This is a genomic window from Desulfovibrio sp. (genome assembly GCF_014803725.1).
Taxonomy (GTDB): domain Bacteria; phylum Desulfobacterota; class Desulfovibrionia; order Desulfovibrionales; family Desulfovibrionaceae; genus Desulfovibrio.
Map to the genome: position 1 here is coordinate 88,892 of NZ_JAAVBE010000006.1, position 13,436 is coordinate 102,327.

Annotated in this window: 10 protein-coding genes and 2 pseudogenes; 8 read left to right on the forward strand and 4 right to left on the reverse strand. The window is 68.2% G+C overall.

The window, feature by feature from the left end; translation table 11 throughout:
* Window positions 1-22 precede the first annotated feature (22 nt).
* The 8 genes and pseudogenes from murC to HDR50_RS02685 form a co-directional block, all read left to right on the forward strand.
* The gene (gene murC, locus HDR50_RS02650; protein WP_291355672.1) at window positions 23-1,396 is read left to right on the forward strand and encodes a UDP-N-acetylmuramate--L-alanine ligase; all 1,374 of its coding nucleotides are present in this window, start codon (window positions 23-25) and stop codon (window positions 1,394-1,396) included.
* Window positions 1,389-2,291 (forward strand): UDP-N-acetylmuramate dehydrogenase, encoded by a 903-nt coding sequence (murB, locus tag HDR50_RS02655; RefSeq protein ID WP_291355674.1) that lies wholly within the window; start codon window positions 1,389-1,391, stop codon window positions 2,289-2,291. Before murC ends, murB begins: the two co-directional genes overlap by 8 nt.
* Window positions 2,276-3,226 (forward strand): FtsQ-type POTRA domain-containing protein, encoded by a 951-nt coding sequence (locus HDR50_RS02660; RefSeq protein ID WP_291355676.1) that lies wholly within the window; start codon window positions 2,276-2,278, stop codon window positions 3,224-3,226. Before murB ends, HDR50_RS02660 begins: the two co-directional genes overlap by 16 nt.
* Window positions 3,227-3,236: 10 nt before the next feature.
* A complete protein-coding gene (gene ftsA, locus HDR50_RS02665) occupies window positions 3,237-4,475 on the forward strand; it encodes a cell division protein FtsA (RefSeq protein WP_165078915.1) in 1,239 nt (412 codons plus the stop codon).
* A gap of 63 nt (window positions 4,476-4,538) precedes the next feature.
* The gene (gene ftsZ, locus HDR50_RS02670; RefSeq protein ID WP_291355680.1) at window positions 4,539-5,864 is read left to right on the forward strand and encodes a cell division protein FtsZ; all 1,326 of its coding nucleotides are present in this window, start codon (window positions 4,539-4,541) and stop codon (window positions 5,862-5,864) included.
* Window positions 5,865-6,014: 150 nt separating this feature from the next.
* Window positions 6,015-6,218, forward strand: a complete 204-nt coding sequence (locus HDR50_RS02675; RefSeq protein WP_291355682.1) for a dual CXXC motif small (seleno)protein — start codon at window positions 6,015-6,017, stop codon at window positions 6,216-6,218.
* Window positions 6,219-6,388: 170 nt separating this feature from the next.
* A pseudogene (locus tag HDR50_RS02680) lies at window positions 6,389-6,958 on the forward strand (flagellin); the annotation flags it as partial.
* A gap of 441 nt (window positions 6,959-7,399) precedes the next feature.
* Window positions 7,400-7,699: pseudogene (locus HDR50_RS02685) on the forward strand (flagellin); the annotation flags it as partial.
* Window positions 7,700-7,716: 17 nt separating this feature from the next.
* Here the strand turns inward: HDR50_RS02685 and fusA are convergent.
* Genes fusA through HDR50_RS02705 form a run of 4 tightly spaced genes read right to left on the reverse strand, consistent with a single transcriptional unit; the run spans window position 7,717 to window position 13,369 of the window.
* Entirely contained in the window at window positions 7,717-9,837 is a 2,121-nt protein-coding gene (fusA, locus tag HDR50_RS02690) for an elongation factor G (RefSeq protein WP_291355684.1), read from the reverse strand.
* Between the two features lie 27 nt (window positions 9,838-9,864).
* Window positions 9,865-10,746, reverse strand: a complete 882-nt coding sequence (locus HDR50_RS02695; protein WP_291355685.1) for a hypothetical protein — start codon at window positions 10,744-10,746, stop codon at window positions 9,865-9,867.
* Complete coding sequence (gene argH, locus HDR50_RS02700; protein ID WP_291355686.1) at window positions 10,746-12,155, reverse strand: argininosuccinate lyase; 1,410 nt, start codon at window positions 12,153-12,155, stop codon at window positions 10,746-10,748. Before argH ends, HDR50_RS02695 begins: the two co-directional genes overlap by 1 nt.
* An 8-nt stretch (window positions 12,156-12,163) precedes the next feature.
* The gene (locus HDR50_RS02705; RefSeq protein ID WP_291355687.1) at window positions 12,164-13,369 is read right to left on the reverse strand and encodes an argininosuccinate synthase; all 1,206 of its coding nucleotides are present in this window, start codon (window positions 13,367-13,369) and stop codon (window positions 12,164-12,166) included.
* Between the last annotated feature and the right edge of the window lie 67 nt (window positions 13,370-13,436).

Sequence of the window (13,436 nt, forward strand, 5' to 3'; positions counted from 1 at the left end):
ACGAATTTTTGCTGGGGGGGACATGAAGAGCAAGATCCGGCATATCCACATGGTGGGCATCGGCGGCGCGGGCATGAGCGGCATCGCCGAAGTGCTGCTCAGCGAGGGCTACGGCATCTCCGGCTCGGACATGGCCGAATCCGCCGTGGTGCGCCATCTGCGCGCGCTCGGGGCCGTGGTGGCCGTGGGCCACGCCGCCGAGAACGTGGGCGACGTGCAAGTGCTCGTCAAGTCCACGGCCATAGCCGAAGACAATCCTGAGGTCGTGGAGGCGCGCCGGCGCAATATCGCGGTCATCCCCCGCGCGGAAATGCTCGCCGAGCTCATGCGCCTTCGGCAGGGCATCGCCATTGCCGGCACCCACGGCAAGACCACGACCACCTCGCTCACGGCCTCCATTTTCGATACCGCCGGCCTCGACCCCACGGTCATCATCGGCGGGCGCCTCAATGTCTACGGCGCCAACGCGCATCTCGGCCGGGGCGACTACCTCATCGCCGAGGCGGACGAGTCGGACGGCTCCTTCCTCTGCCTTTTGCCCATCATCAATGTGGTCACCAATGTGGACGACGACCACATGGATCACTACCAAAACCGCGAGGCCCTGGACGAGGCCTTCGTGCGTTTCATGAACAAGGTGCCGTTCTACGGGCTGAACATCGTCTGCGGCGACGACCCCGGGGTGCGCGCGCTGTTGCCGCGCGTCAAGCGGCCCGTGGCGACCTACGGCTTGGGCGAGGAAAACGACCTGCGCGCCGAGCCGCTGGAATGCGGCGCCAAAAGCCGTTTCGCCGTGTGGCACCGCGGGGTAAGGCTCGGCGAGGCCACGGTGCCCCAGCCGGGGCGGCACAATATCCTCAACGCGCTGGCCGCCATCGGCGCGGCTCTCGCGGCCGACATCCCCTTCGAGGTGTGCGCCGAGGGGCTTGCGGGCTTTCGCGGGGTGGGGCGGCGCTTCGAGTTCAAGGGCGAGCGCGAGGGCGTAACGGTAGTGGACGATTACGGCCATCATCCGGCCGAGATCGCGGCCACCCTGCGCACGGCGCACGAGGTCTTCCCGGGGCGGCGCATCGTGGCGGCCTTCCAGCCGCACCGCTTTAGCCGCACGCAGGCGCACTTCGGCGAATTCTGCAAGGTCTTCGACCTCGCCGACGCCCTGCTGCTCACGGAGATCTACGCCGCCTCGGAAAAGCCCATCCCCGGCGTCTCCGGCCAGAGCCTCGCCGAGGGCATTGGCCAGGTGTGCGATACGCCCCTGCGCTATTGCCGCACCCTGGACGACCTGCTCGGCGCCCTCGGGGAGGAGCTGAAGCACGGCGACGTGCTCCTCACGCTCGGCGCTGGCTCCATCACCCGCCTCGGGCCCGCGTGGCTCAACGGGGCCGAGCATGCGTGAAATTGCGGCGCCGCGCCTTGCGGAACGCACCACCCTTCGCCTCGGGGGCACGGCCATCGCCGAGCTCGTGCTGGAAACTCACGAGGACGCGCTGGCGCTCCCCGAACACCTTGCGCGGCTCGGGGGCGAAGCGCTCTTCATCGGGCGCGGGAGCAACCTCCTCGCCGGGGACGGCGAGCTCCCCCTCGTGCTGGTGCGCGCGGCTTTCACCGACGGGCCGGAGATCATCGGGGAAGAGGGGAAGAAGTTCCTCGTGCGGGCCGGGGCCGGAGTGCCGCTGCCGCGACTGCTGCGTTTTTGCGCTGCGAACGGCCTTTCGGGCCTCGAGGGGATCGCCGGCATTCCGGGCAGCGTGGGGGGGGCCGTGGCCATGAACGCGGGCTCCTTCGGCGTGGAGACCTGCGCCCGCGTGGAGCGGCTGGTGCTCGCCAGGGGGGGGCGAATCATGGAAGTCGGCGCCCCAGCCCTCAGGCCGGCGTACCGAAACCTCGCCATCATGGATGCGGACGGCGAAGAAATACGCGATTTTCTTGTGCTGGAAGCCATATTTGGCTTGACCCCCGCCACAAAGGATGGCATTGCTAAACGCATGCGTCTCAACTTTTTTGAGAAAAAGTCTAAACAGCCCGTAACGGCCTGGAGCGCGGGCTGCGCCTTCAAGAATCCCGCGCCCGGAGTGGCCGCCGGCAAGCTCCTCGAAGAGGCGGGGTTTCGCGGGCGAAGGTTGGGGGGCATGGCTTTTTCGCCCATGCACGCGAATTTTCTGGTGCATGAGGGCGGGGGCAGCGCTCACGCGGCGCTGACGCTCCTTGCCGAGGCGCGGGAGGCGGTGCGCCGGCGCTTCGGCCACGAGCTTGTGCCGGAGGTCAGGATAGTCCCGTGCCGGCTGCGTTGAGGCGCGGCGGCCGCAAGTCCCGCAATGCCTATACGGCGCCCAAGGAGGCGCGCTTTGCGGGCCTTGGGCGGATGTTTTCCTTCCTGCGGCGCCCCGCCGGCAGCAGCGCTGGGGGAGCCCAGGGGGCGGGCTCGCAGGCGCGCAGGATAGGCGGCATCACCTGGCGGACGCTCGTGGCAGGCATCCTCATCCTGCTGGCGGCGGGCGTGACCCTCGCCGGGATATGCGCGGTCTCGCTCTGGCTCTACGGCAAGGCCCTGACCAGTGATTTTTTCGCCACCANGCATGTGGACGTGGCGGGCAATGTGCGGCTTTCGCGCGAGATGGTGCTCCAGTACGGGGGCATCGGCGAGGGGGACAACAGCCTGGCGGTGAGCATCGCCGANGTGGAGCGCAACCTGCGCGACACCCCNTGGGTGGAGGAGGCTTCGGTCAAGCGNCTNNTGCCGGACAGGTTCGTCATCAAGCTCAAGGAGCGGATGCCCTCGTTCTGGGTNCACAAGGACGGCGTGCTGTATTACGCCAACGAGCGCGGCGGCATCATCGCCCCGGTGGAGAGCAGGAATTTTCTCTCCCTGCCGACCCTGCGCATCGAGCCCGGCGCCGAGGACGANACGCCCTATCTGGCGCGGCTGCTCAAGGATGTGCAGGGGGGCGGCCTGCCCATAGAGGCGGGCGCCATCGCGCAGGTGACGCTGAGCCCGTCGCGCGGGGTGGAGCTCTATCTGGAAGACCGGGAAATGCGCCTTTCCATCGCCACGGACGACTGGGAGGGCAACCTTTCACGGCTCGGCATGGCCCTGGGGGACCTGGCGCGGCGGCACGAACTTGGCGGGGTGCGGGAAGCGCGCGCAGTGGATGGAAATGTCTGGGTTATCCGCAACCAGCCCGCGCGGCGNGGCGATATGCCGCAGGGCGGCGCCCCGGGCCAGTGAGGAGAGGAAGATGAACAAATCCGCGCTCATCGTCGGCCTTGACATCGGAACGACGAAAATCTGCGCCGTGGTGGGCGAGCTCACCGACACGGGCCAGGTGGACGTGGTGGGCATCGGCACCAGCGTCTCCACGGGCTTGCGCAAGGGCGTGGTGGTCAATATCGAGCAGACGGTGCAGTCCATCCGCAAGGCCGTGGAAGACGCGGAACTCATGGCCGGCTGCCAGATCCACTCNGTCTATGTGGGCATAGCGGGNAGCCACATCATGGGCATCAACAGCCACGGCATCATCGCCGTCAAGGGCGGCGAAGTGACGCAGCGCGACGTGGACCGCGCGCTCGACGCCGCCCGGGCCGTGGCCATCCCGCTCGACCGCGAGGTCATCCACATCCTGCCGCAGGAATATATCGTGGACAGCCAGCGCGGCATCGCCGACCCGCTTGGCATGGCCGGCGTGCGCCTCGAGGTGGACGTGCATATCGTGACCGGCGCGGTCTCCTCGGCGCAGAACATCGTGCGCTCCTGCCACAGGAGCCAGCTTGAGGTGGCCGACATCGCGCTCGAGTCNCTCGCNTCGGCCAAGGCCGTGCTCACCGAGGAGGAGCGCGAGATCGGCGTGGCCCTCGTCGACCTTGGCGGGGGCACCACCGACATCGCCATCTTCGCCAACGACGCCATCAAGCATACGGCGGTGCTGGCGCTCGGCGGGCAGAACCTCTCCAACGACATCGCCTTCGGCCTGCGCACGCCCGTGGCCGCGGCGGAGAAGATCAAGGTCAAGTACGGCTGCGCCCTCACCGACCTGCTCGGCCCCGGGGACGAGCTCATCGAGGTGCCCAGCGTGGGCGGCCGCGAGCCGCAGCGCCTGTCGCGGCGCCTTTTGACCGAGATCTGCGAGCCGCGCATGGAGGAGATCCTCTACCTCGTGGACCAGTCGCTGGAGCGCTCGGGCTACAAGAAGCTCATCGGCGCGGGCGTGGTGCTCACCGGCGGCACGGCCCTCATGGACGGCTGCCAGGAGCTTGGCGAACAGATTTTCGGGCTGCCCACGCGCATCGGCTATCCGCGCAATGTGACGGGCCTCAAGGATGTGGTCAACAGCCCCAAGTTTTCCACGGCCGTCGGGCTTCTGCGCTACGGGGCGGAGCGCGAGCTCGCGGGCCAGAAAAAGTTCAGCGTGCGCAACGAGACCGGCATTTTCGACGGCGTTCTCGCGCGCATGAAAAAATGGTTTTCGGATATTTCCTAGGCGCCNTGCANCACGCGGGCGCCAGAGGCGGGCACTCGGGGACAGCAACCAAGGAGAGGCAAGATGACGCAGTCCATTGTTGACGATATCGACACCAGCATGTCNGGCAACGCGAAAATCAAGGTCATCGGCGTCGGCGGNGGCGGCGGCAACGCNGTGCGCCACATGATCNATTCCGGCCTGCGCGGTGTGCANTTCGTCTGCGCCAATACCGACCTTCAGGCCCTGAACAAGAACGACAGGGCCCTCAAGGTNCAGCTTGGCGAAAANCTCACCAAGGGCCTCGGCGCCGGCGCCAACCCGGCCATCGGGCGCGAGGCCGCCGTGGAAAGCGTCAACGCCATCCGCGANGCCATCGGCGATGCCGACATGGTNTTNGTCACCGCCGGNATGGGCGGCGGCACGGGCACGGGCGCGGCGCCCGTGGTGGCCCAGGCCGCCAAGGAGCTTGGCGCGCTCACCGTGGGCGTCGTNACCACGCCCTTCAGCTGGGAGGGCGTCAAGCGCAAGCGCGCGGCCGAGGCCGGNCTTGAGGAATTTCGCAAGCATGTGGACTGCCTCATCACCATCCCCAATGACCGCCTNCGCACCGGCGCGCCCAAGATGNNCAAGGTGCCGTTCACCGAAATGCTCCAGCGCGCCAANGACGTGCTCTATTANGCNGTGAAGGGCATNTCGGACGTGATCGTGAGCGAGGGCCTCATCAACCTCGACTTCGCCGACGTGCGCACCACCATGAGCGAGGCCGGGCCGGCCCTCATGGGCACGGGCATGGCCTCGGGCGAGAACCGCGCCCGCGAGGCCGCGCAGCGCGCCATCAGCAGCCCGCTGCTCGACGACGTGTCGCTCGAGAGCGCCAAGGCCATCCTCTACAACATCACGGCGCCCATGGACATCACCGCCGAGGAGATCGAGGAAATCGGCACCCTCATCGCCGACGCCGCCCCGCAGGAGGCCAACATCATCTTCGGCGTGGTGTTTGACGACAATATCGGCGACGAGTTGCACCTCACGGTCATCGCCACGGGCATCGAGCCCGGGCAGCCCCAGATCCAGCCCGAGCCCGTGCAGGAGGGCCAGGCCCGCGTGACCGACTTCCGCCAGCCCGGGCCCGACGCCATGACCACGCCCGCACGCCCGCGCCGCCCCCAGCAGGGGAGCCTCGTGCACCTCGAGGAAGCCGCGCACCAGGAACGCGGCGTGCGCCCCGCCTCCCGCCGCGAGGCCGTGCAGCGCTGGCATGGGGGAAATGACGATCTTCCGGCCTATCTCAGGCGGGGCACGCCGGACCCGCAGCTGCGCCGCCCGCACCGCCCCGGCCATGACGACTTCATCTATGATGAAGACGATTTTGAAATCCCCACCTTCATCAGGAGCCAGCCCAACTAGGCGCCTGAGCCATCTGTGCAGCGCAACGCGGCCCGCGCGGCCGCCTTCCATACCTTTTCAGGGCTTGCCTCTTCGGCCCTGAAATGCCCGCCGGGAGCCCCATTGGGGGGCTCCCAGTGCGGCGTATCCCCAATCTCGGAGGCGCGTGCCATGTCCTATTTCGGCCCAAGGGAAGCGCAAACCACCGTGCCGTGCCCCTCGTGCGGGGCGCCGCTTGTTATCGAGCGTTCCTGCCGCGAGGTGCGCATGCGCTGCCCCGTGTGCGGCAGGCGCTTTCCGCTCAAGGACTTTATCGGCAACGCCGACGAAGCCATGGAGAGCTTTCTCGAAAACGTCTATTGCGACCGCATCTGACGGCCGGGAGCCATCCCTCCCCGCGTCTTGAATCTTCTCCGGCGCTGGTCCCTTACGGGCCGGCGCTTTTTTGTCCCCGGGCGGCGTCGCTTCGCTGCCTTTCGCCGCGACTTCCGCCATATTCAGCATGATTTTTGCATGGATTGCCTCGGGAAAACACCCGGGGAAAAATGTCGCTGGTCGTCAATCACAATCTCATGGCGGGCAATGTGGCCCGGTCGCTCAACGCGCATTACGGGCGCCTTGCGCAGTCCACGCAAAGGCTGTCGACGGGCCTGCGCGTCAACAGCGCCGCCGACGACGCCGCCGGCCTCGCCATCAGGGAATTGCAGCGCGCGGACATCGCCGCCATGATGCAGGGCTCGCGCAACGCCAACGACGCCATTTCCCTTATCCAGACGGCCGACGGAGCCTTGGGCGTCATCGATGAAAAGCTGGTGCGCCTGAAGGAGCTTGCCGAGCAGGCCGCCACGGGCACCTATGATTCCACCCAGCGCCTGATGATTGAGTCCGAATACCAGCAGATGGCGTCAGAAATCACGCGCATCGCCAATGCTACGGACTTCAACGGCGTCAAGCTGCTGGACGGCTCCCTTTCCGGCGCACATGACGGCTCCGGGCTCGATGCCAGGGGCAGGCTCAAGATCCATTTCGGGTCGGGCAATGACAGCGCGGAAGATTATTATTACATCGAGATCGGCGGCTGCACCGCCGCGGCGCTCGGCGTGGGCAATCAGGCCGTGATGGTGCGCCCGCGGACGAAAACGGTGGCCTTTTCTCCCGCGGGCGAGGAGCTGACGGCGCAAACAGGCTACCTTACCCTGGGGGGAAGGGCCTATACTCCGGTTATCGGTGAGGATCACATTCACCCGGTATATACGGATGGCACAAGAGACGGCAATGACGGGAGCCTGCTCCTCATCAGCGAGCACGCGGGCGGATATGCCTCGATCAAATATGGCTGGAATCACACGCCGCAGGGGCCTTTGCAGGCCTACGAAGTGCAATACCAGGGGCAAAGGCTTCCCGCTTACGCCGATGAGGCCGGAACGATACCCCTGCAGCTCCTTGTGCGCGGCGATGTGTATACGGATGCGCAGGGCAACACGTACGGCCCTGCGGAAGTGGTCACCAAAGAAATAGAGATCGGCGGCACGGAAACCGTCTATGGCGACGCTTACACGGTCTCCACGCAGGAGGCAGCGCAAAGGGCGCTTGCCGGCATCAACGAGGCCATCATCTCCAAGGACAAGATCCGCGCCCATCTGGGAGCCATCCAGAACCGGCTCGAAAATACCATCACCAACCTGGCCACCCAGGCTGAAAACCTCCAGGCGGCCGAATCGCGCATTTCCGACGTGGATGTGGGCACCGAAATGACCGAGTTCGTGCGCAACCAGATCCTCACCCAGGCCGCGGTCGCCATGCTCTCGCAGGCGAATTCCCTGCCGCAGATGGCCATGCAGCTCATTGGCGGCTAGGCCCGGGGCGGAGGCGCCTACGGCGCGTCAAAGCGGTCGAAGCTGAGCGTGAGGCCCGCGCGGCCCTGCGTGGCCGAGCGCAATGCCGTGGAAAAGCCGAAGAGCCGCCGGAGGGGCGCCGTGCCCCGCAGGAGCTTGCGGCCGGCCTGATCCTCCACGTCTTCCACCTTGCCCGACGCCGCGGTGAAGAGCCCGATGGCCGCGCCGAGAAATTCCTCGGGCACGGTGATTTCCGTCTTCATGATGGGCTCGAGGGTGAGGGGGCGCGCTTCGGTCAGCGCCTCGCGCAGGGCCTGGGCCGCGGCCATGCGACAGCCGGGCAGGGTGGTGAGGCCTTCGGTGCGCGCAACGCCGGTGAGCACCACTTCCACGTCCACCACGGGCCAGCCCGTGGCCACGCCGCTTTGCAGGCCGTCGCGCACGCCTTCCAGCGCGGCCTCGAGATAGGCCTGCGGCAGCAGCTTGCGCGCCTCGCGCTCGTCCGCGGGCAGAAAATCACCCACGCGCACGAGATTCCCGGCGTCCCGCGCGCGTGGCGCCACGCTTACGCTCACGTCGCCCTGCTGGCGCTCCTTCCCGAATTCGCGGTCAAAGACCACCTGGGCGGAGCCTTCGCGGCTCACGGTCTCGCGCAGCACGGCCTGCGGCTGGCCGGCGCGCGGCCCGATGCCGTACTCGCGCCGCATGCGCTCCAGCAGAACGTCCAGATGGAGCTCGCCCATGCCCGAGACCATGCGCAGGCCGGAATCCTCGTCAAGGCTGACGGCGAGGGTGGGGTCTTCCTCGGCGTAGCGGGCAAGGGCTTCGTCAAGGGTCTTGCCTTCGTCGGCGTTGCGCGGCTCGAGGGCCAGGGTGATGACGGGCGGCTGCACGGCGATGGCCTCCAGGCGCACGTCCCGGCCGCGGCCGCAGCAGGTGTCGCCTGTTCGGGCCGAGCGCAGGCCCACGAGGGCCGCGATGTCGCCCGTGCCCACGCTCTCGAGCTGTTCGCGCCTGTCCGCATGCAGGCGGAAGATGCGGCCCACGCGCTCCGCCTGTTCTCTCGGGGCGCCCTCCGGCGAGAGGCCGAGCACGCGCACGGTCTCCCCCTCGCGCACTGCTCCGGCATAGACGCGGGCGAAAGCGAGCTTGCGGCCGTTCTCCACCACCACCTTGAAGACCAGCGCGGCAAGCGGGGCGGCCGGGTCAGGCTCGATGCGCACTTCCTCGCCGTCCGGCGTCACGCCAAGGGGCGGCGGCACGTCCAGCGGCGAGGGCAGATAGTCGCGCACGCCGTCGAGCAGCGGCTGGACGCCGGTATTGCGCAGCGCCGAACCGCAAAACACCGGCACCAGCGCGCGGGCCAGCGTGGCGCGGCGCAAGGCCGCGCGGATGTCGGCCTCGGTGGGTGAACCCTCCAGCCAGAGCTCGAGAAAAGCGTCGTCCGCCTCGGCGAGGCGTTCCAGCAACTGCTCGCGCCAGGGCGCGCCCAGTGCCTCCTCTTCGGGCGCCCAGGGCGCGCGCGTGACGGTGCTGCCCTGGTCTTCCGTGCTGAAGGTCAGGGTCTCGCGGCCGATGAGGTCGAGCACGCCCGTGAAGGCGTCCCCCTGGCCGAGGGGCGCGGTCACGGCCACGGCATTGGCCTTGAGGCGTCCGCGCATGGCCTCAAGCACGGCGGCGAAATCCGCGCCGGGCCTGTCCATCTTGTTCACGAAGGCGATCTTGGGCACCCCGAACTGCTCGGACTGGCGCCACACCGTTTCTGACTGCGGCTCCACGCCGCCCACCGCGCAGAACACGCCCACCGCGCCGTCGAGCACGCGCAGACTGCGCTCCACCTCGATGGTGAAGTCCACGTGCCCCGGCGTGTCGATGATATTGAGGGTGGCGCCCGCCCACTGGCAGGTGGTGCAGGCCGAGGCGATGGTGATGCCGCGCTCCTGCTCCTCGGGCATGAAGTCCATGGTGGCCGAGCCGTCGTGCACTTCGCCCATGCGGTGGATCTTGCGGCTGTAAAAGAGCATGCGCTCGGTGAGGGTGGTCTTCCCCGCGTCGATGTGGGCGATGATGCCCAGATTGCGGATGGCGCGGATGGCCTTCAGGGCCGGACTGTCGGGGGTTTGCGGAGAAGCGGGGCGCGTGGTGCCGGCTGGGGGCATGGGGCCTCCCTTGCGCCGTGGCGCGGTTCAGGATGCGGGGTTTTCGGCGGCGCGGGGCGCCCAGGGCGCGAAAACCTGCCGGGAAACGGTGAAAAATTCCGGCCCGAGCCCGGGATACAGCCAGAAGCCCTCGCAGCCGGGGCAGAGCGTCAGCGGCGCCTCGGGCGAGGGCGTGGCCGAAGCGGCGGCTGCGCGGTACACGGCATCGGCCGGCCCGGAGGCCGCGAGCGCGGTGTCGAGGGCGGCTGGGCCCCCGTGGGCGAAGGCGAGGATTTCGCGGTCGATGCCCGCATCTGCCTCGATGCGCAGCCGCGGGGCCCGGCATTCCTCAAAGCAGGGGATGCTGCGGGCGCGGACGCCATTCGCCACCTCGTCCAGCTCGCCCGCATGGAGCAGCGCAACGCGACCGGGCGCCCGCGTACCGGGGCGCGCCACAAGTTCGTCCATGAGGGCCGCGAAGCGGTCGCCCTCAAGCTGGAACATATCCTCCACACCGCTGAGTTCGAGGCTCACCAAGGCGCCCGCCTGAGGCTCGCCGTCAAGGCAGATTGCGCCCACCTGCGCCACGCCGGCGAGCCGCGCGGCCACGCAGGCCGCCGTGAGCCTCGCCGCGGCCGCATAGGCCGGCGAAAACACCATGAGCGACCACGGCGCGGGCTCATATATGGCGGCCCGCCGAAAGCCCAGGCGCCCGTTGCACGCGCTCTCCTCCCGGCGCGTCAGGCTTTCGCCGAAGTGGAAATGCGCGAGCGCGAGGCCGGTCTTGAGGGCGGCGCGAAAACGGGCCGGAGTCGCCTCATAGGCTCTCCCGACTATGCTGTCGTCCACCCGGGCGGCCTCCAGCCATTCGGGCCAGAAGGCGCCCGCAGCGGCGCCGCCCTCAGCGGCCTCAGGCGCGGGGCAGGGCATCAGCGGCCAGCCTCGGCGCCGCACGCCTCGAGCCAGCGGCCCATAGCCTCCAGCTGGCGCGCCACCGAGCGCGGCCCGGTGCCGCCCGGCGTCTCGCGGCGGCTCACAGCGGCGGCGCACTGGAGCACTTCATACACATCATTGCCGATGCGCGGCGAAAGCGCCTCGAGCTCGGGCAGGGTCAGGTCCTCAAGGCCCTTGTTTTCGCGCTCGGCGGCGGCCACGGCCTGGCCGGTGACGTGGTGCGCCTCGCGGAAGGGCAGCCCCTTGGCCACGAGATAGTCGGCAAGTTCCGTGGCGTTGATGAAGCCGGCCTTGCAGGCCTCGCGCATGCGTTCGCCGCGGAACTCGAGCTCGCCCAGCATGGCGGCCATGATGGAGAGCGAGGCCGACACCGTGGCGTCGGTATCGAGAAAGGCCTCCTTGTCCTCCTGCATGTCGCGGTTATAGGCGAGCGGCAGGCCCTTCATGACCGTGAGCAGCCCCATGAGCGCGCCGTACACGCGGCCGGTCTTGCCGCGCATGAGCTCGGCCACGTCCGGGTTTTTCTTCTGCGGCATGATGGACGAGCCCGTGGAGAAGGCGTCGGGCAGGCGCACGAAGCCGAAGGCCGGGTTCGCCCAGAGCACGATCTCCTCGCAGAGGCGCGAGAGGTGCATCATGATGGTGGCCGCGTCGAAGAGCGCCTCGAGCACGAAGTCCCGGTCGGAGACCGCGTCCATGGAATTGGCGAGGATGCCGGCGAAGCCCACCTCCTCGGCCACGGCAGCCGGGTCGAGCGGGTAGGTCGTCCCGGCGAGCGCCGCCGCGCCCAGCGGGGAGACACGCACGCGCCTGAGGGTGTCGTCCAGCCGCCCGGCGTCGCGCCGGAACATCCAGGCATATGCCAGCAGGTGCTGCGCGAGGCTCACGGGCTGCGCCGGCTGAAGGTGCGTGCAGCCGGGCAGGATGTCGTCCCTGTGTTCGGCGGCGCGCCGCGTTAGCGCCCCGCACAGGGCAACGAGGCCGGCGCGCCATGCTTCCAGCGCGTCGGCCACGAAGAGGCGGAAGGTGAGGGCCACCTGGTCGTTGCGGCTCCTGCCTGTGTGCAGCTTCTTGCCCGCCTCGCCGATGAGCTCGGTGAGCCGGGCCTCAATGTTCATGTGCACGTCTTCCAGCTCGGGGCGCCAGACAAAGGCGCCGGAGCGTATCTCTTCCGCCACCTTGTCGAGCCCTTCCACGATGCGGGCGGCCTCCTCCCCGGTGAGCACGCCCTGGCGCCCGAGCATGCGGGCATGCGCCTTGGAGGCGCGGATGTCCTGCCGCCAGAGGGCGCGGTCATAGCGCTCCGAATCCGTATAGGCGGCGACGGCCTCGGCCGGCCCCGCGCTGAAGCGGCCGCCCCAGGTGCTGTTGGTCTGCCCTGCCATGGCCCCCCCTACTTGCCCGCCCGGTCGCGTATCGCGGCGAAAAGGCCGAGGCGCAGGCCGTTCAGGCGGATGAAGCCCGCCGCGTCCTTGTGGTCGTAGTTGCCGCCCTCGAAGGTGGCCAGGTCCTCGGAGAAGAGCGAGGTGGGCGAGGTGCGGGCCAGCGGCCACACGCCGCCCTTGTAGAGCTTGGCGCGCACCACGCCGGTGACATTTTCCTGCGACTTGTCGAAAAAGGCCTGCATGGCCTCGCGCTCGGGCGAAAACCAGTAGCCGTTGTAGACGGCGTGCGAGTAGGGCACAGCCAGCATGTCGCGGATGGCGAGCATTTCGCGGTCCATGCAGATACCCTCAAGGTCGCGGTGCAGCGCGAAGAGCAGGGTGCCGGCCGGGTTTTCATACACGCCGCGGCACTTCATGCCCACATAGCGGTTCTCCACCATGTCGTCGCGGCCGATGCCGTTGCGGCCGGCAATTTCGGCGAGGGTGCGGATGATCTCGTAGGGCGACAGCCGCTCGCCGTTGACCGAGACCGGGTTGCCCCGCTCGAAGCCCACTTCGATGATCTCGGGCGTGTCCGGCGCCTCCTCCACGGGCACGCAGCGCTCGTGGCAGGATTCGTGCGGGGCGTTGCCCGGGTCTTCCAATTCGCTGCCCTCAAAGCTCGTGTGCAGCATGTTGGCGTCCATGCTGTAGCGCTTGGCGCCTTTGGAAATGGGGATGCCGTGCTTTTCGGCGAAGGCGTTGAGCGCCGTGCGCGACATAAGATCCCACTCGCGCCAGGGCGCGATGACCCGGATCTCCGGTGCCAGGGCCTTGGCGGCGAACTCGAAGCGCACCTGGTCGTTCCCCTTGCCGGTGGCGCCGTGGGCGATGGCGTCCGCGCCCTCGGCGCGGGCCACCTCGATGAGGGCCTTGGTGATGCAGGGCCGGGCGATGGAGGTGCCGAGCATGTAGCGGTTTTCGTAGCGCGCCGCCGACCGGTTCATGGGGAAGATGAAATCCCGGGCCAGCTCCTCGCGCAGGTCGAGCACATAGGCCTTGGAGGCGCCGGTGCGCAGGGCCTTTTCCTCCACGCCGGCGAGGTCTTCGGGCTGGCCGAGATCGGCGGTGACGGTGATGACCTCGCACCCGTAGGTGACGATGAGCCATTTGAGGATGACGGAGGTATCAAGCCCCCCGGAATAGGCAAGGACCACTTTCTTGATGTCAGGCATGTTGCACTCCCTTTGCGTTGGCCCCGCAGTATCCTTCAATTCTTTTCAGGGCGCAAGCCCGGGCGGG

Bases quoted from the DNA above. Each gene is read 5' to 3' on its own strand.
- murC (WP_291355672.1), top strand. From the start codon at position 23: ATGAAGAGCAAGATCCGGCATATCCACATGGTGGGCATCGGCGGCGCG.
- murB (WP_291355674.1), top strand. From the start codon at position 1,389: ATGCGTGAAATTGCGGCGCCGCGCCTTGCGGAACGCACCACCCTTCGC.
- HDR50_RS02675 (WP_291355682.1), top strand. From the start codon at position 6,015: ATGTCCTATTTCGGCCCAAGGGAAGCGCAAACCACCGTGCCGTGCCCC.
- fusA (WP_291355684.1), bottom strand. From the start codon at position 9,837: ATGCCCCCAGCCGGCACCACGCGCCCCGCTTCTCCGCAAACCCCCGAC.
- HDR50_RS02695 (WP_291355685.1), bottom strand. From the start codon at position 10,746: ATGCCCTGCCCCGCGCCTGAGGCCGCTGAGGGCGGCGCCGCTGCGGGC.
- argH (WP_291355686.1), bottom strand. From the start codon at position 12,155: ATGGCAGGGCAGACCAACAGCACCTGGGGCGGCCGCTTCAGCGCGGGG.
- HDR50_RS02705 (WP_291355687.1), bottom strand. From the start codon at position 13,369: ATGCCTGACATCAAGAAAGTGGTCCTTGCCTATTCCGGGGGGCTTGAT.